This is a genomic window from Sphingobium sp. S6 (genome assembly GCF_905120495.1).
GTDB lineage: Bacteria > Pseudomonadota > Alphaproteobacteria > Sphingomonadales > Sphingomonadaceae > Sphingobium > Sphingobium agri.
The window spans coordinates 365,541-384,070 of the sequence record NZ_CAJHOG010000002.1 but is presented as its reverse complement, the minus strand read 5'-3'; the positions used below and the strand labels follow the sequence as shown (position 1 = coordinate 384,070).

Below are 18,530 nucleotides of genomic sequence, written 5' to 3'. Positions count from 1 at the left end.
TCAGTATCCTGGCGTTTGCCCAATCAAATTGGCATCGACTCGCCGATTTACGCGTTTGTCGCGGCAGGAGGATTTTCATGCTGCTGCTACCTCATCGCGTGCTACGGCAGATGGTCCAGCACAATGTCGCCAAGGTCTTCGGGTCTGGGGGAGAAAGGATCAACCTCGACACGCCCCTTGGTGACCAGGGGCTGTTCGGGCCGCAATCCATGGCGTGGCGCGTGCATCAGGATTTCACGAGCATGATGACCGGCGGCATCGCCGCGCTCCTGCTTCAGATGCTTCATCCTGCTGCGCTCGCTGGAATATGGGACCATAGCCGCTTTCGAGAGGATCGTAGCGGGCGGTTGCGGCGGACGGCTCAGTTCATCGCGGGCACGACCTATGGCGCGACCGCCGAAGCCGAACGCCTGATCGCGCATGTCCGCGCCGTGCATGATCGGGTGGAGGGGGAACTGCCGGATGGAACCCATTATCGCGCGAGCGATCCGCAGTTGTTGCGCTGGGTCCACGTCGCAGAGGTCTATTGCTTCCTCACGGCCTATCGCCGCTACCGGGCGCCTATTCTAAGCCTGCGGGAGCAGAACCGCTATTACGGGGAAATGGCCGGTCTTGCCGAACGGCTGGGTGCTGCGCCCGTCCCTCGCACTGTTGCGCAAGTGCGGGAATATCTATCCGCCATGCGGCCGCAGCTTCGCAGCGATGAGCGGACGAGGGAGATTGTGTCCCTCCTGGCCGAACCCACGCCGGGCTTGCTCAACGCGCCCTTCAGCAAGGTTGCGATCGACGCGGCGATCGATCTGCTGCCGCCTTGGGCAGCGCGCATGCATGGCTTTGAGCTGGGGCCTGGCCGCCATGTGACACGGGCGCAGCTGGCGGGGATGGGGCTTCTCATGCGCTGGGCGCTGGACGGCGGCGCTGCGAGCCGGGCTGAGCGGCGGGTCAGTCAAGCCTAAGCAGCTGATTGATCTCGGCTGGGCGCAGTTCCGCTCGCAACTGGTCGCATGTGCATTGGCGCGGTGCTTTGTCGGGACGCCAGCGCAGGAAGCGGGTGCCGTGGCGAAAGCGCCCTCCGGTCACCTGATCGTAGATGACCTCCACCACCAATTCGGGACTCAGCGGATCCCAGGCGCTCTCCTCGCCCCTGTTCCAGCGGCTCGGGCCACCGGGCGCCTTGCCGGTGAAGCCGGAGCCACCGGCAAGCGGTTCAAGGCGTTTCAGCAGATGGGGGCGCTCATCCGCCTTGAACGCGGAGGTGAAGCCGACATGGTTGAGCTTGCCTGCTTCATCATAGAGCCCCAGCAGCAGGGATGCAGCGCCGCCACGATCAGCCGTGCGGCGGAATCCGCCGACCACGCAATCGGCGCTGCGGTAATTTTTCATCTTCATCATGGCGCGTTCGCCGGAGCGATAGGGCGCATCTAATGGCTTGGCGATAATGCCATCCAGCGCGCCGCCGCTTCCTTCCAGCCAGCGGTCGGCATCCTCGATCCGTTTACTTGCGGGCGACAGGAGCAGCGTTTTTGTCCCATTCTTTGCGTGAAAGCGCTCCAAGGCCGCGCGGCGTTCGTGCAAGGGAGAGTCCATCAGGTCGCTCCGCCCCAGCGACAGGCAATCGAACAGCATCAGCTGCGCCGGAGTTTCGCGGGACAGGCGCATAATTCTGCTTTCCGCTGGGTGCAGCCTTTGCTGCAAAGCATCGAAGGAAAGAACGCCTTCCACGGGCAGGATCAACTCGCCGTCCAGCACATAGCGGCTCTCGGCCGTTGCAAGCAGGGCATCAATGATCTCCGGAAAGAAGCGTGCCAGCGACTTGCCGGATTTTGACCGTATGTCGGCTTGCCCGCCGTCACGGCCGACGACAGCGCGGAAGCCGTCCCATTTGGGTTCATATTGCCATCCCGGAGGCGTCGGAAGTTCGGATACGAGCCGCGCCTCCATCGGCAGCGGCAAGGCAAGCTCCATCGGGTCTTCCGCTCCGGTCATGGCTCCTCTCCGCTCATATCCAGCGTGATCACCACGGGCGCATGGTCGCTCGTCTTTTCCCAGGCGCGAGGCCGGGTGTCGACTTCGGCGGCGACCAGCTTGGCTGACGCCACCGGGTTCAGCAGTGCGTGATCGATCCGCAGACCAGCATTGCGCTCGAAGGAGCCACGCCAATATTTCCAGAAACTGTAGATCACCTCATCCGGATGCAGTTGCCGTATCGCATCGCTCCATCCCTGATCGAGGAGGCGTTGGTAGGCAGCGCGCACCTCCGGGGCGAACAGGGCATCGTCGCGCCACCGATCGGGAACATAAACGTCAAGGTCAGTCGGCATCACATTATAATCGCCAGCGATGACCACCGGCGCGTCGACATCAATGAGCGAAGCCATATGGCTGTGCAGCCGATCGAACCAGCGCAGCTTGAAATCGAATTTGGGGCCAGGGCGAGGATTGCCGTTCGGAAGGTAGAGGCAGGCAATGAGGACCCCATTCACCGCTGCTTCGATGTAGCGGCTCTGCACATCGTCGGAGTCGCCCGGCAGTCCACGCCGCGTTTCATGAATGGCGCCAACACGGCTAAGGATCGCGACCCCGTTCCACCGGCTCTGCCCGTGCCATATTGCATCATATCCCGCATATCGGATCGCCCGCTCGGGAAAATTCTCCTGCGGCGCCTTCAGCTCCTGCAGGCACACAATGTCTGGCTCGGCCTGCTCCAGCCATCGCAGCAGCACGGGAAGACGTCCATTGACGCCGTTCACATTGTAAGTCGCGATCTTCATGTCTTTTCAGCAAGACGCTCCGCGGCTCGATTGGTTCGACGAGGGCAGGAACGACGCCGTCGCCAGCCCGTTCTTTCGCCAAGGCATCCAAGGAGCGAATGACGTGGACCACGACCAGAACGAATGTCCGACCAACGAAACCGAGATCGTCAAAAAGGCGTCGCCCAAGCCGCAGCCGCCAACGGAGAAGGAGCGGAAGCAGATTGCCGACGCTCAAGAGAAGGCGGAGAAAGATCAGGAAGAACTGCGCTCGGCAGGATTTGGCGACCACAAGGGAACGGAAGGCTTCTAGAAGCCGCCCAAATCAAAAGGCCGCCCGGTTGATTCCGGACGGCCTTTCCATTGTCAGCCGATTGGACGCGCTCAGAAGAGGCGGACCCCCGCGGCGGAGGTCAGGCTCTTCATTTCTGCCGTGATCGGCATATGACAATGAGACATCAGACCACCTCCTTTCCGTTGTTGACGATGACCGCGATATGGGTGCCCGAACGGCGAGAACAAGGGGTCAGTTGCGTGCCATTACCGCGGCCTTCGTGGAGAGCGACCGGAAGGTGATCGACCAGCGGCGCGTGTCCATGCCCGCGATGCTATGCTCCCACGCATGCCGTGCTTCGCCTGAGAGATGATATATGGATCTGCGTGACACCGGTAGCGAGATGCGATCGAAGCCTTTTGCCGTCCGCCTGCGGAAGCGCAATGTGGTGGCTCTGCCCAAGGAAATGCCAACAACATGTTCGAAGACCGGACGGTCCCGGTGCCAGCCTATACCAGCGCCCGGATCGTAGCGGATCAACAAAGCCTGGACGAGGTCGGCATCCGCCAGCCCTGCGAAGGATGCTGCCCGCGCCTTGATCGGCCGGAGCCAGGGCGGGATCGGCTCGCTCGGGCCAAATCGGCCATTGTCGAAGTCATAGGTCCAGCCAAGCGACAGCGTCAGCCTTTTGCCGGTCCATCCCTGAAAGCGGAAGGGCGTCAGAGGCAGCTCATCGATCTTTGTGATGAGCATCGACTCTTCGTCAGGGTCCAGCATGTCGTCCCGGTAATCGAGCCCGGGAATGAGAGGCGTTTCGAACAGGTTGGTCTGCGTCATTTTCTACGCCGGGAAAGCCGCCGTTGATTGCGGGCCACCGCCTTGCGGTAATGGGCGATGGAGTTGCGCATGGCTGCGTCAGGATCAGTGCCAAGAGTGCCGGTGAGCGCTTTCCACTGCAGCGCGCCGACCGCTTCTATCTTCTCGGCAACCATAAGATGGGCCTCCCGCGCTGCAGCGGAATTGCCCGCCAGCAGCTTCGGTATCCGCAGGGCGATCACCATCCATGCCTCTACCCCCAGCTGCCAGCTGTCGATCATGAGGCTGAATGGATTGGCCTTCACCATAGTGGGTAAAGTCGTGCCCCGATCGTGAGTTCCACGTCCGGGGCAAGGCTGTTCAACGGGCGAGGAAGTCCAGCAGATCGGCGTTCAGCCGGTCCGGCGCGGTCGCGAACAGGCCATGTGGTTCGCCATCATATTCGATCAGTTGCGCGCCCGGAATGGCAGCCGCCGCTGCTCGTCCGGTGGGATCGATCGGCACCGTCTTGTCGCTGGTTCCGTGGATAATGAGCGTCGGAATGTCGAACGCGGGAAGGTCCGGCCGGAAGTCGGTGCGGCCGAAAGCGTTGATGCAATCGACCGTCGCCTTGGGGCTCGCCATGATCGCGAGGGCAAAGGTCCAGTCGAGCAGCCCGTTGCTGACCGGCTTGGATACCAGGCCGATGCCGTAGAATGTCTTGGCGAAGCTTTGCAGGAAAGCGAAACGGTCCTCCCGCACCTGTGCCTGCAATTGGTCGAACACGGAATCATCGACGCCGTCGGGGTTGCTGTCATCCTTCAGCATGTAGGGAACGACCGAACCGACCAGCGCGACCCTGTCCACCTTCGCCGATCCAAAGCGCGAGAGATAGCGAGCGATTTCGCCACCGCCCATGGAAAAGCCGACGAGCGACACCTTGGGTGCGCCCACCTTGTCGATGACGGCCGCAAGGTCGGCGGCGAAAACATCATAATTATAGCCGTCCGCAGGATGCCCCGACTGCCCGAAACCGCGACGGTCGTAGGTAATCACCCGATAGCCCGCTTCGAGCAGCGCCAGCGTCTGATATTCCCACATGTCGCCGGTCAGCGGCCAGCCGTGGATCAGGATCACCGGGTGGCCCGAACCCATGTCCTTCACATGGATGACATGACCTTCGGAGGTTTCGATATGCATGGAGCCACTCCTTCTACTAGGAAGTGACCGCAACCGGTGGCGCCGCGTATCGTTCCGTACGCTCCATCGATCCGCTCTGCGCGCCGTTGGGGAACCATGACCCTCCATCCCGGTTGAACAGCATAGAGCGGCGGGCGCCATAATCGGCCTAACACACAGGCCAAGGAGATGTCATGGTGACGCTCACTCCGCTGGAAATCGGCTTGGGACTGGTCGTCCTTGTCCTGCTGGCCGGAATAGCTGTGTTGATCATGCGCAACAGGCAGCGCGCCAATCTGCGGTCGAAATTCGGGTCTGAATATGCGCGCACCGTCGAGGAAACGGGAAGCTCGCGCAGAGCCGAAGCAGAATTGCAGGAGAGGGAAAAGCGCGTTGCGAGCTTTTCGCTGCGCCGTCTTTCGCCGCAGCAGATCGACATGTTCAACGATGGCTGGATGAAGGTGCAGAACCAGTTCGTCGATGATCCGCAGGGCGCGGTTTCGCGCGCCGACGTGCTGCTGACGGAAGTCATGGAAGCGCGCGGCTATCCAATTGCCGACTTCGACCGGCGCTCGGCCGACCTCTCGGTGGATCATCCCGAAGTGGTGCAAAATTATCGTTCAGCGCACGACATCGCGATCCGTCACGCGCGTGGCGAGGCCGATACCGAAGATCTGCGCCAGGCGATGATCCATTATCGCGCCCTGTTTGAAGAGCTTGTGCACGAGCCTGGAGAGCCCAACGGCATGTCGCACATGACGCGGCCCAGCCGGTTCGGCGAGCCCGACTATGGCCGTCGCGATCTTCATTGATCTGACGGCAAGTTGCCGCCGCAGTTCCCCTTGGGAAGACTGCGGCGGCTTCATGCTCAGGCGGTGGCTGTCAGACCCGACCGGCGAAGGTCGAAGCGATCGGCATCCATCACCTTGACCCAAGCGTTGACGAAGTCATCGACGAACTTCCTGTCCGCATCGGCGGAAGCATAGGCTTCCGACAAGGCGCGCAGTTGCGAGTTCGATCCGAAAACCAGGTCGACGCGCGTGCCCGTCCACTTCTGCTCGCCAGAATTGCGGCAGGTGCCGATGAAGACATCGCCCTTGTCGCTTTCCGCCTTCCACGCCGTGCCCATGTCGAGCAGGTTGACGAAAAAGTCGTTGGTAAGCTGCCCCGGCCGATCCGTGAACACGCCATGCTTCGATCCACCATGGCTGACCCCAAGCACGCGCAGCCCGCCGACCAGTACCGTCATCTGAGGTGCGCTCAGCCGCAGCAGGTTGGCGCGATCGATCAGCAGTTCTTCCACCGGCACGCGATAGCTGACCGGCAGATAGTTGCGGAAGCCGTCCACCTTCGGCTCGAGTACGGCGAAGCCATCGACATCGGTCTGTTCCTGCGACGCGTCGGTGCGGCCCGGTGTGAACGGCACGGTCACATCATGCCCGGCGTCCTTCGCCGCCTGTTCGATGCCGACACTTCCACCCAGCACGATGAGGTCTGCGATGCTGACTTTCTTGCCACCAGATGCGGCGCCGTCGAACCCGGCCTTGATGCCTTCCAGCACGCCAAGCACGCGGGCCAGCTGATCGGGCTGGTTCACCTCCCAATCCTTTTGCGGCGCGAGGCGGATGCGGCCGCCATTGGCGCCGCCGCGCTTGTCCGATCCGCGGAAAGTGGATGCCGACGCCCACGCCGTCTGCACAAGTTCGGACACAGTCAGTCCGGAAGACGCGATCTCCTGTTTCAGCGCGGCGATATCGGCCTGCTCGATCTGGGCATAGTCCGCGGCCGGGATCGGGTCCTGCCAGATCAGGTCTTCGGCAGGAACATCGCTCCCGAGGTAACGGCTCTTGGGGCCCATGTCGCGATGGCACAGCTTGAACCAGGCGCGCGCAAAGGCATCGGCGAATGCGTCCGGATCATTGCGGAAGCGTTCGGCGATCCTGCGATATTCCGGGTCTTCCCTGAACGCCATGTCGGCGGTGGTCATCATCGTCGGCAATCGCTTGTCGGGGCTATGCGCGCCCGGCGCCATGTCTTCGGGCTTCTGGTTGACGGGCTGCCACTGATGCGCGCCCGCGGGGCTCTTCACCAGTTCATAGTCATAGTCTAGCAGCATGTGAAAGAAGCTCATGTCCCACTGGATGGGCGTCGGCGTCCATGCGCCTTCGATCCCGCTGGTGATCGTGTGATCGCCAAGGCCGCTTTCATGCCCACTCTGCCAGCCGAGCCCCTGCTGCGCTATGTCTGCGCCTTCCGGTTCTGCCCCGATCTTCGCAGCATCGCCTGCGCCATGCGCCTTGCCGAAGGTGTGACCGCCAGCGGTAAGCGCCAGCGTCTCTTCGTCATTCATGCCCATGCGTGCGAAGGTTTCGCGAATGTCGCGTGCCGATTGGAGCGGGTCGGGGTTGCCGCCCGGTCCTTCAGGGTTGACGTAGATGAGGCCCATCTGGATCGCCGCGAGCGGTTCTTCCAGCGCCATTTCCTTGTCGGGCTGAATGCGGGTCTGGTTGTCTGCATGCCCGACCCACTGTTCTTCCGTGCCCCAATAAATGTCCTTTTCCGGTTCCCACACATCTTCGCGTCCGCCGCCGAAGCCGAAGACGGGCCCGCCCATGGATTCGATCGCAACATTGCCCGTCAGGATCATCAGGTCCGCCCAGGACAGCTTGCGGCCATATTTCTGCTTGATGGGCCAGAGCAGGCGGCGCGCCTTGTCCAGATTGGCGTTGTCAGGCCAACTGTTGAGCGGCGCGAAACGCTGCCCGCCCGAAGACGCGCCGCCGCGCCCGTCGCCGGTGCGGTAAGTGCCTGCGCTGTGCCACGCCATGCGGATGAAGAAGGGGCCATAATGCCCATAATCGGCCGGCCACCAGGGCTGGCTGTCGGTCATCAGCGCGTGCAGGTCCTTCTTGACCGCTTCCAGATCGAGACTGGCGAACTCCTTCGCATAATCGAAAGAGTCCCCCATCGGATTGGCGTGTGCGCCATTTTGATGAAGGATTTCGAGAGATAATTGGTTCGGCCACCAGTCGCGGTTGGTGCGTCCGAGCAGTGACCGGAGCGCGGCCGGTTCCTTCATCGGGCAGCTCAGCGGGCTTCCACCAGTTTTTGCGTCCATGATTGGCTCTCCTCTTGAATACAGGGGGTAGGCTAGGCTCGACGCGATAGTTACGGAAGCGATTAAGATCGGTCAGAGCGATCGACAAAAGCGATCAGTGCCGCGGTGCTAACTATGCCCGGCCAAGGTACGAAGCTGCTTTTTGGTTCCGCTTCGTGACGCTTTGGTGTAATCTGCGGCACATGGCCATGAGGCGCTCCTCATGCCGAGACGATGCGCTGCGCAGGTCAACAGGCCGCCTCCGTCACCAGTCCCGACTGAGGGTAAGGAAGCTTGAGCGTCCGTCATGGTGACTTCGCGAGGGAGAGCGAGCATGGCGATCACGCATTCGGCTGATGTTCCACGCGGCCGGGAAGATCATGAAATTCGCAGGATCGGCTTTGACGACCTGCGGATCGCGCTGCGGCAGGGCTGGGAAGATTTTCAGGCCAAGCGCGGCGACCTCATCTTCATTGGGCTGATCTATCCGGTGGTCGTGCTGTTCGCCATCCTGATCGCCAGCCGCGTATCGATCCTGCCGCTGCTGTTCCCGCTTCTTGCAGGCTCGGTCCTGTTCAGTCCTGCTTTGGCCAGCGGCTTCTATGAGCTTGCCCGGCGCAGGGAGCATGGCCTCGACTCGCGCTGGCGGCATTTCCTGGATGTCGTGCGCGGACCGTCCGCGCCGTCGCTTTTCGACCTTACCAGCATCACCGCCCTGCTGTTCCTCGCGTGGCTCGCCGCGGCGTGGTTCATCTATAATTCGACGGTGGGCAGGTTCGGTCCTGAGGCGATTTCATCGCTTGGCGCGTTCGTGAGCGCGGTGTTCGGGACGGCCGAAGGCTGGCAGATGATCATCATCGGCAATCTTGTCGGTCTGGCCTTTGCGATGGTGACGCTGGCGGTCAGCGTCGTGTCCTTTCCGATGATCGTCGACAGACAGGTAAGCTGGGGCAACGCGTTGCGCACATCGGTGCGCGTCACCAGGGAAAATCCCGTCACCGTCGCCACATGGGGACTGATAGTCGTAGCGTTGCTGATCCTGGGTGCGCTGCCGGGACTTGTCGGGCTTGCCGTCGTGCTGCCGGTGCTCGGATACGCTACCTGGCATCTCTATACCCGCGCGGTCGTCCGGTAAGGCGGCCCCTCACTGCCCGGCTTGTGGGGACGGCGCTGGTAGCGGCGGCCCTCCATTCCCGAGGCTGGCAAGATATTTGATGACGGCTGCGCGATCTTCGGGGCGGCGCAGGCCTGCAAAGCTCATCTTGGTTCCCGGAATGTCGCGCGCGGGGGAGGCGAGGAACTCGAACAGCTTGTCATAGGTCCAGCTTCCCCCATGGGCCTTCATCGCCGGAGAATAGGCAAAGCCTGCATGGCTTGCGACCGGCCGCCCGACCACACCCCAGAGATTGGGTCCGATCCGGTTTGGGCCGCCCTGGCCCAAATCATGGCAACTGGCGCAAAGCTGCATCTTCGCCTTGCCCGAATTGGCGTCGGCACTCGCCAGCAAGGTGCCAAGATCCAAGGTTGCCGGGGCAGGCGCACCGCCTGCGCTGGAGGCAGGCGCGGGCGTCTTACCGCGCATGTCGCGATGATAGGCTATCAGTCGCTTGCCTTCGCCTGGATCGAGAAGACTCGCGGGCCAGTCGCGCTGGACGGACGCCATGTCGATGCGCGGCGGCATGTCCTCGCCCGGTTTGTAGGCGAGGGTGCCCGCATCGCCATTGGGATATAGCTGTCCCGCGAACCAGTTGAGGCTCCAGAGCGCGCCTGCCGCGCCTGCGACACACAGTCCCGTCACCAACCAGCGCACGCGGTTCATGGCTTCATCCTCCCCCGCCCATGAAGATCGCCCGCGTCCAAAAGGCGTAGTCGGCTTCGATCGTCATGATCCGCACCAGCACCAGCAATACCAGCGGCGGCACCAGGATTGCGTAGATCAGCGACAGCCTTTCCCAGGCGAGATGCATGAAGATCGACAGGATCAGCCCTGCCTTCAGCAGCATGAAGAGGATGATAAGCGTCCATCGGACGATCCCCTGCACATGCATATAGTCCACCATGTAGGACATGGCGCTCAGCACGAACAGATAGCCCCAGACCTTCAGGTAAAGGCTGATGGGGTGATGCTGCCCTTCATGGACTAGCGAGGCTTCGCTGCCTGGTATCTCATGCTTCATGGGCGTCACCACAGGTAGAAGAAGGCGAAGATGAAGACCCACACAAGGTCGACGAAGTGCCAGTAGAGCCCCGCTATCTCGACCGCGCTATAGTCACCGGCGCGGTCATAATGGCCGCGCGCGACCTTGGACGCGATGATCAGCAGCAGGATGACGCCGCAGGTCACGTGCAGGCCGTGAAAGCCGGTGATCATGAAGAAGCTCGCCCCAAATTGCGGCGCCCCCATGGGGTTGCTCCACGGGCGAACGCCTTCGTGGATCAGCTTGGTCCATTCAAAAGCCTGCATGCCGACGAAGGCCGCGCCGAACAAAGCGGTGAGCAGCATCAATATGGCTGTTTTGCGCTTGTCCTGGCGATAACCGAAATTGACCGCCATTGCCATCGTACCGCTGGAACTGATGAGGACAAAGGTCATGATCGCGATGAGGATGAGCGGAATGTCCTGACCACCGATTGTCAGGGCGAATACTTCGGCGGTATTGGGCCATGGCTCCACCGCTGACGCGCGCATCGTCATGTAGCCTGTGAGGAAGCAGGAGAAGATGAAGGTATCCGACAGCAGGAATATCCACATCATCGCCTTGCCCCAGTGGGTATGGCGAAAGACTTCCTGATCGGCCGACCAATCCGCGACGATTTCCCGCAGCGCGGGCGTGATGATCTCCCTGTCTCTTCCGTCGGATACTGTGTGAGCCATGGATGGACCTCATGTGGAGACGAGCAGGGCGGCGATCAAAATCCAGATGAAGAAGAGGAAATGCCAATAGACGGCGCACAGCCGGACATTGTGCAGATTGTGCGCCGCAAGTACCCAGGCGGCCGCGACGAGCCCGCCCAGAATGTGCAGGCCATGGAGCGCCGTCAGCAGATAGAAGAAGGCGTTGGCGGGGTTGGACGAGAGATAATAGCCCTGCGCCAGATAATGACGCCACAGCAGCCATTGGCCAATCAGGAAGGCGAGGCCGAGTGCCGTGCCCGTAGCGGCTGCGCGCACTGTCCTTCCGTTGTCGAAGGAGCGGCGCGCGATTTCCCAGGCGATGCTGTTCGCGGCCAATATCCCGCTGTTGATCCAGAGCAGTGGCGGATCGGGCAGGGCGACCCAATCGTCCGCGTGGCCCATGGATGCGTGCAGGCCCATGCGCATGACATAGGCCGCGCCGAGCAGGGAGAACATGACGAGAGCAACGGCGAAATAGACGCTGAGGCCTATCCCCCCGGCGGAGGGGCGGGGACCGGACGATGCGGCAGGGTCCCGATCGCTGGCCGGTTCCCAGCTCTTTTCCGCAAGGCGCGCAAGGATGGTCATGTGCGCGGTTCCGTCTGAGGAATGAAGTCGCGCGGCGCGCCCGGCACGCTGTAATCATAGGGCCAGCGATAGACGGTCGGCAGGGTTGGCCCCCAATTGCCATGGTCTGGCGGGGTCTGCGGCGTCTGCCATTCGAGGCTTGCTGCACCCCAGGGGTTCGGATCAGCGCGCGGTCCCCGGAAAAAACTCCAGATCATGTTGAAGAAGAACAGGCCTTGCGCAGCGAAGACGATCAGTGCGGCGATGCTGATCCATTCATTGGCCAGATGGACCGAGGGCGGGATGAAGCCCGTTTCGCCCAAGGCATAATAGCGGCGCGGCACGCCGAGGATGCCGAGATAGTGCATCGGCAAGAAGATGGCATAGACGCCGAGGAAGGTGATCCAGAAGTGGAGCTTGCCCAATGTCTCGTTCCACATCCGCCCGAAGATCTTGGGATACCAGTGATAGATGGCGCCGAAGATCACCAATACAGGCGACACGCCCATAACCATGTGAAAATGCGCGACGACGAAGAAGGTATCGGACAGCGGAACGTCGACGCTGACATTGCCAAGGAACAATCCCGACAGCCCGCCGTGGATGAAGGTGAAGATGAAGGCGATGGCGAACAGCATCGGCACGCGCAGATGAATGTCGCCGCGCCAAAGCGTCAGCAGCCAGTTATACACCTTGATCGCCGTGGGGATCGCGATGATCAGCGTCGATGTCGCGAAGAAGAACCCGAAATAGGGGTTCATGCCGCTGACATACATATGATGTGCCCACACGACGAAGCTGAGTGCGCCGATAATGGTGATTGCCCACACCATCATACGGTAGCCGAAGATATTGCGGCGCGCATGGACGCTGATCAGGTCCGACACGATGCCGAAGGCGGGAAGCGCGACGATATAGACTTCGGGATGGCCGAAGAACCAGAAGAGATGCTGGAATAGCAGGGGGCTTCCACCCTCGGTCGGGGTGATCGCACCCATCGACTGCATGGTCGGCATGAAGAAGCTGGTGCCCGCGAAATGGTCAAACAACATCATGATCGCCGCGACGAACAGCGCGGGGAAGGCAAGCAGGCCCATGATGGACGCGGTGAAAATGCCCCAGACCGACAGGGGCATCCGCATCAGGGTCATGCCTTTGGTCCGCGCCTGAAGCACTGTCGTCACATAGTTAAGCCCGCCCATGGTGAAGGCGGCAACGAAGATGGCAAGGCTCACCAGCATGGTGGCGATGCCCCATTGGTGGCCGGGCGTTCCTTCGCTGATGGCCTGCGGTGGGTAAAGCGTCCAGCCCGCTCCCGTAGGCCCGCCCGGAACGAAAAAACCCGTGACGAGGACGATGACCGACAACAGGTAGAGCCAGTAGCTCAGCATGTTGACGAAGGGGAAGACCATGTCCCGCGCGCCGATCATCAGCGGAATGAGATAGTTGCCAAAGCCGCCCAGCAGCAAAGCTGTCAGCAGATAGACGACCATGATCATGCCGTGCATCGACACGAACTGGAGGTAATTGTCCGGCTGGATGGCGGGGAAGACACCGGGGAAGCCAAGTTGCAGCCGCATCAGCGCGGACAGGACCAGCGCCACCAGTCCAATCGCGATGGCCGTGACGCTATATTGGATGGCGATGACCTTGTGATCCTGGCTCCAGACATATCTGGTGACCCAACTATGAGGATGATGCATCGGCCTCAGGTCGTCGGCCAGGGTGGTAGCCATCAACTCTTGCTCCAGGAAGCGGGGACTATGCAGGCATTTGCCTTGACGAGCAGGATGGACATGGCGGCAGGCGGCGTTTCGGCGAGAATCTGGCCAAAGCTTGTCTGTTGCGCCTGCCAGGCGGCGAAAGCCTTGGGCGGCTCCACCACGACGCGTCCGCGCATTTCATGATGGCCCGTGCCGCACAGTTCAGCACAGAGAATATCGAACGTGCCCGCCTTGGTCGGGGTCATCCAGAAATAGGTGACGATGCCGGGGACCATATCCATCTTCGCCCGGAATTCGGGCACGTAGAAATCGTGCAGAACATCCTTGGAGCGCAGCACGATCTTGACCGGCTTATCCAGGGGAAGATGAAGGTCGCCCGCCTCCACCAGCAGATCGTCGCGGCCGAACGGGTCCAGCGGATCGAGGCCCAGCGAATTGTCCGGCGTCACATATTTGACCGCTGCCGCGCCCAGCACGCCATCGGGTCCGGGATAGCGGAAGGACCATTGCCACTGCTGGCCAACCGCCTCGATGATCGTCGCGTCCTGGGGCACGGAAACATAGCGGCCCCATGCGGCGAGGCCTGGAGCCAGCATTCCAGCGATGCCGATAGCCGTCCAGATCGTCAGCCTTTTCTCCAAAGAGGCGTTTTCCGGCTCATAATGCGCCCGGTGCCCGGCGCGGTGGCGGTAACGCACCAGGACCCAGGCCATGAACAGGTTGAGGAGGATGAAGGCGGCAGCGCAAATCCAGAGGGTTACGTCCAGTGCGGAGTCGATGGAGCCCCAATTGGACGCGATCGGCGTACGCCACCAGGGACTGAACAGATGAAACAGGACCGAACCAAGCACCAGCATGGCGATGGCTACCGCAATCGGCACAGGCCCTCTCCCACCAATGCGGGCGCCTCATAGCCTTTGACCCGGCTTTTCTTGAGTCGCCTCGGAAAATAACCGCATTGGTAACTTATATAAAAAATGCGCGCTTTGGAAGTGGTTGGCCGTGGAGCGGCCTTCTGAAGCCAGCCGACGCGGCTTGGGACTGCGCGCGAGCGGCCCGGTGCTGCGCCGCTTGCGTCACGCGATGCCCGAAGGGGTTAATCATTATTCCTGCCCTTTGCGCCCTAAGATTGTTTGATCGCTCCTTCCAAAAGCAGGAGGGTCGGCGGCCAATGGGGCAGAATGCCGTCGTGGAGGATCTATTCATGCTGTCGCAATCGGGAATGCTGAACGCGCCCCTTCTCGAAGCAAGGTCTGACGGCCCGATGGATGGCGGGTCCCGCCCTTCCAGCCTTTCGGCACGGCAAGTCATAAAGATCATCCGGCGGCATGAATTGCTGCTGGGCGCGATAGTATTCTTCGCGGTGCTGATTGTTCTTGCGGTGCAGTTGACGAGCACGCCCGTCTATCAGGCGACGGCGACGGTCCAGGTCGAATTGAATGACGACAGCGGATCGCCGGACATGGCCGCCCGCAACCAGCAGCGTGTGGCGAACGAAGCGGGCATCTACCGGTCCCGATCGCTCGCCGAACGCGTCGTGCAGGACCTGAAGCTCGCTTCCGATCCGCGATTCGTCGAAAATCCGCTGCCCGCCAGCGCCATCCTCGACAACCGGCGCCTGTCGCGCCTCGCGGGCAGGCTGATGTACAGCACGTCGGTTTCGAGCCAGAAGGAATCCGACTTCATCGATATCACCGTGCGGTCCACGTCGCCTGATCTCGCATCCGAAATCGCCAATCAATATCCCGCCAGCCTTGCCGCTTACCGCGCCGTGTTGCGCGACGACCGACAGGGCAAGATTGCGGCCCAGCTGGATGATGAACGGGGCCGGCTTGCGACCGAGGCGCATAAGGCGGAGCAGGCGGTCGCCGATTTCCGCCGCCAGCACCAGATGCTGACCGGTGCCGGGGGCTCTGAAGATTATGCGCAGATCAACCGCATCGCTACGGAGGCCGCATCCGCCGCCGCCATGCGCGCGGCGCAAAGTGCGCGCGCGGCTGGCATCGCGAGCGCGGTGAACAATATCACGACGGCGGGCGCGACATCGCCATTGCTCGACCAGCAGCGGCGGCAATTGGACGATCTCACGCGCACGCGCAGTGAACTGGCGATGATGTATGGCGCCGAGCATCCCAAGATGCGTGGTTTGGAAGCGCAAATCGCCGAAACCACGGGCAGCATGCGCCAGGAGCAGGCCCGGGTGATCGCGGCCGCCACGACGCAGGCGCAAAATGCCGCCGCTCGCGAGGCTGGCCTAGCAAGAAGCGAGGCGGCCTCTGCAGCCTCGCGAGCGGGACAGTTGGAAGGAACGCTTCGTTCCATCACGGGCAAGGCGTTTGCAAACACGGCCGCGACGGTCGAACTGAACGCGCTGGAACGTACCGCTGAAGCCGCCCGGAGCGCCTATGTCGCGATGAGCACGCGGGCGGAACAGGTAAAAACCAGCCTCGCTGCATCGGGCATCCATTCGCGCCTGATGTCGCCCGCCGCCGTGCCGCAGGACCCGATTTCGCCACGGCCAAAGTCCGCGACCTTTGCGGCGTTCGTGGGATCGCTCATCCTTGGCCTGCTGATCGTCTTTGGAATTGAGCTGACCGACAACCGGCTGTGGAACGCCGAGCAGATCTATCACCAGTTCGGCCTTCGTACCTTCGCCATGCTGCCCGAACTGGACGGCGATGCGCTGATGTCAGCAAAGGCCAACCCGGTTTTGAAGGACCCCCAGTCATTGTTTGCGGAGGTGGCGCGTGGCCTGGGCAGCGAGGTCGCCGAACTGGCACAGCCAGGCAAGGCCCAGACCGTGCTGATCACGTCGCCCATCACGGGCGACGGCAAGTCGACGGTCACATTGACTTTGCTGGCCGCGGCCGTCGCAATGGGCCGCCGCGCCATCGTCATCGACCTTGATCTGCGGCGCCCCAGCGATGTCCTGCGCCCCACCGATGACGGGGGAGGAAAGCCGGACCTCATTGATTATCTGAGTGGTGCAGTCGATGCGCGCCACATGCTTCCTCCCCTTGCCCTGACGCAAAGGCAGGACCTGGAGCCGTCCGAAGTAACGACCTATGAACCCGTCGTCCTGAGCGCCCGGGAGCCCGCCCGCAATCCCGTCGCGCTGATGCGGCTGCGGAAAGTCAACGAATTGCTCGATCAGTTGCGGGAACATTATGACTTGCTGATCATCAATGCCCCGCCGACGCTCGCCACGCGGGACTCGCGGATGTTGATGGATGCCGCCGATCACACATTGATGGTCGTGCGCTGGGGCCGGACCACGATCGAACAGGTGCGCGCGGCGTTGCAGGTGCTGCAAAAGCCGGTGGACGGCGTGGTCATCAATCGGGTCGATTATGCGGAACATGCCCGTCGCGGCTATGGCGATCCCGTCCAGTTCTACATGGATTCGGCCGAATATTTCAGCGGCGAAATGCCGACCCGGCGCCGTTGGTACGAGCGTATGGCTCCGTCACGCTGGCGGGAGCGCGCCGAGCATATGGCGTGAGGCACTGAAGGGGCTACGCGCATGCAATGGCGGACGATCTCGCGGCTCGGCATGGCATTGGCTGGCTTGAGCGCCTGCGCCCAGGCAGGCCCTTCAACGCCGAAGCAGAGGGACATCATCCTCGTCGGTGATTCCACCGTCTCTTCCACGACCGGCTGGGGTGATGCCTTTTGCCAATCCATGGTTGCCAAGGTGAAGAGTTGCGCGAATCTCGCCCGCGCGGGGCGAAGCTCCAGAAGCTTTCGCAAGGAGGGCAGCTGGAAAGCCGTTCTTCAGAAAATCAAGGATGACGGCGCTTCACATGCACTGGTCCTGATCCAGTTCGGCCATAATGATGCCGGTAAGGACGAGAAGCGGAGAACCGATCCCGACGCGGATTTCACGGACATCATCAGCCAATATGTAGATGATGTCAGGAGCTTGAATGCCGAGCCGGTCCTGATCACGCCCGTGGCGCGCCGCATCTATGTTGATGGAAAGATCAGGGACGGGCTGGAGCCCTATGCCGGTGCGGTCCGCCGGATCGCGGCGGCAAAGCGGACGTCCCTTATCGATCTGCACACCATGAGTGTTGTGGCCTTGGAAAAGATGAGCCCGGCGGAGGCGCGGGGGCTTGCTCCAGATGGAACGCAGCCAGACATCAATCATCTGGGCTCGAAGGGCGCGCGCTATTTCGCTGACATGGTCATCCGGCAACTGCGGCTTTGACCGGTTTCGCGACGTAACGCGGGCTGGCGATGTGCCAGGATGCAATGTGCTGCCTGATTGCCTGGGCGGCAAGCTGATGCCCCGCCTCGTTCCAGTGCGGATCCGTATCGCTCAAGTCGAAGCGCTTGCCGGTCTTCGCGTAGAAGCGCCTGAACGGTGCATCCAGGTCCAGCACCTCAAGCTGTTCGGCATTGGCCTGCTTCACCAATAGATCGATATTGGGGCGGCTCATCTGCTTGCCGGAATAGATCGCCTTGGCGTTGGGTTGCAGCACCAAAAGGACATGCCCCCCATTGGCCCGCAAAGTGGTGAGATCATGCACGAACCTCTGGACCGCGCGCTGCTTAAGATTGGCTTCGGCCGGCGCTGGCATGTCCTTCTTCCCCGCAGGGAAGGGATCAAGCGAGCGCGCGACATCCGAAGGGGAAAATTTGAGATTATAGACCAGATAGCTGGCAAGGCGGCTGCGCCCTATGCTGTTCCGCAACGCGCTGGGCGAGCGGGATCGCACCTGCAACTCTGATCCATGGCCCTCATACCAGTAGCCGCGCAGCTTGGGCTGAATCGAGGATGAGAGATCCTCTTCATTGACGACGACGATCGCATTCCGCGCCTTCAGATGCTGCTCCGCCCACCGCGCCGCGACGACATAATCGGCAAAGTCCGCGCCCGCCACGCCAAGCGACACGACCGGCTTTGGCACAGCGCTGTTTTCAAGCAGATAGCCCACCCGTTTCTCCGGCCGGATGCTGAGAGCATCGACGAAGCTGTCGCCGATCAGCGCTATGCTCTGGTCGGTCGGGCTCACCTCCGGGCCGGAAAAGCCAAGGCTGTTCATGCGTCCCGAGACAGCATCGCGCATCAGCCATCCGCTTGACGAGGTATATTGGGTGCGCGGCACATAATGAACCACTGGGTCCTTGGGCGATAGAGGCGGGCTGGCGAAGCCCGAACTCACCGGCAGCAACCACAGCGCAAGCTCCAACGCTCCGATCGTGAGAGCCGCGCCAACGAGAAATTGGGAGATGGGTTTCATCT

19 protein-coding genes are annotated in these 18,530 nt (G+C 61.8%); 6 read left to right on the top strand and 13 right to left on the bottom strand.

Annotated elements, in window-relative coordinates; genetic code table 11:
* Positions 1 to 77 precede the first annotated feature (77 nt).
* Positions 78 to 956: an oxygenase MpaB family protein gene (locus SPHS8_RS08990; RefSeq protein ID WP_201515223.1), complete on the top strand. Its 879-nt coding sequence runs from the start codon at positions 78 to 80 to the stop codon at positions 954 to 956.
* On the opposite strand, the gene SPHS8_RS08985 is transcribed toward SPHS8_RS08990, so the two are convergent.
* Together SPHS8_RS08985 and xth are read right to left on the bottom strand one after the other, a co-directional pair.
* Positions 943 to 1,986: an ATP-dependent DNA ligase gene (locus tag SPHS8_RS08985; protein WP_236575048.1), complete on the bottom strand. Its 1,044-nt coding sequence runs from the start codon at positions 1,984 to 1,986 to the stop codon at positions 943 to 945. The two genes, SPHS8_RS08990 and SPHS8_RS08985, sit on opposite strands and share 14 nt — an antisense overlap.
* Positions 1,983 to 2,771, bottom strand: a complete 789-nt coding sequence (gene xth / locus SPHS8_RS08980; RefSeq protein WP_201515222.1) for an exodeoxyribonuclease III — start codon at positions 2,769 to 2,771, stop codon at positions 1,983 to 1,985. The genes SPHS8_RS08985 and xth overlap by 4 nt, the downstream gene beginning before the upstream one ends.
* On the opposite strand from xth, the gene SPHS8_RS08975 reads away from it, so the two are divergent.
* On the top strand, positions 2,770 to 3,063 hold the full coding sequence (locus SPHS8_RS08975) for a hypothetical protein (protein ID WP_201515221.1): 294 nt from the start codon (positions 2,770 to 2,772) through the stop codon (positions 3,061 to 3,063). The genes xth and SPHS8_RS08975 overlap by 2 nt on opposite strands.
* A 213-nt stretch (positions 3,064 to 3,276) precedes the next feature.
* On the opposite strand, the gene SPHS8_RS08970 is transcribed toward SPHS8_RS08975, so the two are convergent.
* The 3 genes from SPHS8_RS08970 to SPHS8_RS08960 are packed head-to-tail and all read right to left on the bottom strand — an operon-like array spanning position 3,277 to position 5,019.
* A complete protein-coding gene (locus SPHS8_RS08970) occupies positions 3,277 to 3,861 on the bottom strand; it encodes an alpha-ketoglutarate-dependent dioxygenase AlkB (RefSeq protein WP_201515220.1) in 585 nt (194 codons plus the stop codon).
* Positions 3,858 to 4,148 carry a hypothetical protein gene (locus SPHS8_RS08965; protein ID WP_201515219.1) on the bottom strand — a complete coding sequence of 97 codons (291 nt, stop codon included), beginning with the start codon at positions 4,146 to 4,148 and terminating at the stop codon, positions 3,858 to 3,860. Before SPHS8_RS08965 ends, SPHS8_RS08970 begins: the two co-directional genes overlap by 4 nt.
* A 52-nt stretch (positions 4,149 to 4,200) precedes the next feature.
* On the bottom strand, positions 4,201 to 5,019 hold the full coding sequence (locus tag SPHS8_RS08960) for an alpha/beta fold hydrolase (RefSeq protein ID WP_201515218.1): 819 nt from the start codon (positions 5,017 to 5,019) through the stop codon (positions 4,201 to 4,203).
* Positions 5,020 to 5,192: 173 nt separating this feature from the next.
* On the opposite strand from SPHS8_RS08960, the gene SPHS8_RS08955 reads away from it, so the two are divergent.
* Positions 5,193 to 5,810: a hypothetical protein gene (locus SPHS8_RS08955; RefSeq protein ID WP_201515217.1), complete on the top strand. Its 618-nt coding sequence runs from the start codon at positions 5,193 to 5,195 to the stop codon at positions 5,808 to 5,810.
* Positions 5,811 to 5,866: 56 nt separating this feature from the next.
* On the opposite strand, the gene katG is transcribed toward SPHS8_RS08955, so the two are convergent.
* Positions 5,867 to 8,116, bottom strand: coding sequence for a catalase/peroxidase HPI (gene katG / locus SPHS8_RS08950; protein WP_201515216.1), 2,250 nt, complete (start codon positions 8,114 to 8,116; stop codon positions 5,867 to 5,869).
* Positions 8,117 to 8,429: 313 nt separating this feature from the next.
* On the opposite strand from katG, the gene SPHS8_RS08945 reads away from it, so the two are divergent.
* The gene (locus SPHS8_RS08945; protein WP_201515215.1) at positions 8,430 to 9,230 is read left to right on the top strand and encodes a DUF2189 domain-containing protein; all 801 of its coding nucleotides are present in this window, start codon (positions 8,430 to 8,432) and stop codon (positions 9,228 to 9,230) included.
* A gap of 9 nt (positions 9,231 to 9,239) precedes the next feature.
* On the opposite strand, the gene SPHS8_RS08940 is transcribed toward SPHS8_RS08945, so the two are convergent.
* From SPHS8_RS08940 to SPHS8_RS08915, 6 genes are read right to left on the bottom strand one after another with little or no spacing between them, the layout of a single operon-like run.
* Entirely contained in the window at positions 9,240 to 9,914 is a 675-nt protein-coding gene (locus SPHS8_RS08940) for a c-type cytochrome (RefSeq protein ID WP_201515214.1), read from the bottom strand.
* Between the two features lie 4 nt (positions 9,915 to 9,918).
* On the bottom strand, positions 9,919 to 10,272 hold the full coding sequence (locus SPHS8_RS08935) for a cytochrome C oxidase subunit IV family protein (RefSeq protein ID WP_097090762.1): 354 nt from the start codon (positions 10,270 to 10,272) through the stop codon (positions 9,919 to 9,921).
* A 5-nt stretch (positions 10,273 to 10,277) separates the two neighbouring features.
* A complete protein-coding gene (locus SPHS8_RS08930) occupies positions 10,278 to 10,970 on the bottom strand; it encodes a heme-copper oxidase subunit III family protein (RefSeq protein ID WP_201515213.1) in 693 nt (230 codons plus the stop codon).
* Positions 10,971 to 10,979: 9 nt separating this feature from the next.
* Positions 10,980 to 11,579: a heme-copper oxidase subunit III gene (locus SPHS8_RS08925; protein WP_201515212.1), complete on the bottom strand. Its 600-nt coding sequence runs from the start codon at positions 11,577 to 11,579 to the stop codon at positions 10,980 to 10,982.
* Entirely contained in the window at positions 11,576 to 13,294 is a 1,719-nt protein-coding gene (locus SPHS8_RS08920; protein ID WP_201515211.1) for a cytochrome c oxidase subunit I, read from the bottom strand. Before SPHS8_RS08920 ends, SPHS8_RS08925 begins: the two co-directional genes overlap by 4 nt.
* On the bottom strand, positions 13,294 to 14,163 hold the full coding sequence (locus SPHS8_RS08915; protein WP_201515210.1) for a cytochrome c oxidase subunit II: 870 nt from the start codon (positions 14,161 to 14,163) through the stop codon (positions 13,294 to 13,296). Before SPHS8_RS08915 ends, SPHS8_RS08920 begins: the two co-directional genes overlap by 1 nt.
* Before the next feature lie 290 nt (positions 14,164 to 14,453).
* On the opposite strand from SPHS8_RS08915, the gene SPHS8_RS08910 reads away from it, so the two are divergent.
* Together SPHS8_RS08910 and SPHS8_RS08905 are read left to right on the top strand one after the other, a co-directional pair.
* A complete protein-coding gene (locus tag SPHS8_RS08910) occupies positions 14,454 to 16,784 on the top strand; it encodes a GumC family protein (protein ID WP_201515209.1) in 2,331 nt (776 codons plus the stop codon).
* A 21-nt stretch (positions 16,785 to 16,805) separates the two neighbouring features.
* On the top strand, positions 16,806 to 17,492 hold the full coding sequence (locus SPHS8_RS08905; RefSeq protein ID WP_201515208.1) for a rhamnogalacturonan acetylesterase: 687 nt from the start codon (positions 16,806 to 16,808) through the stop codon (positions 17,490 to 17,492).
* On the opposite strand, the gene SPHS8_RS08900 is transcribed toward SPHS8_RS08905, so the two are convergent.
* Positions 17,470 to 18,528, bottom strand: a complete 1,059-nt coding sequence (locus SPHS8_RS08900) for an alginate O-acetyltransferase AlgX-related protein (RefSeq protein ID WP_201515206.1) — start codon at positions 18,526 to 18,528, stop codon at positions 17,470 to 17,472. The two genes, SPHS8_RS08905 and SPHS8_RS08900, sit on opposite strands and share 23 nt — an antisense overlap.
* Between the last annotated feature and the right edge of the window lie 2 nt (positions 18,529 to 18,530).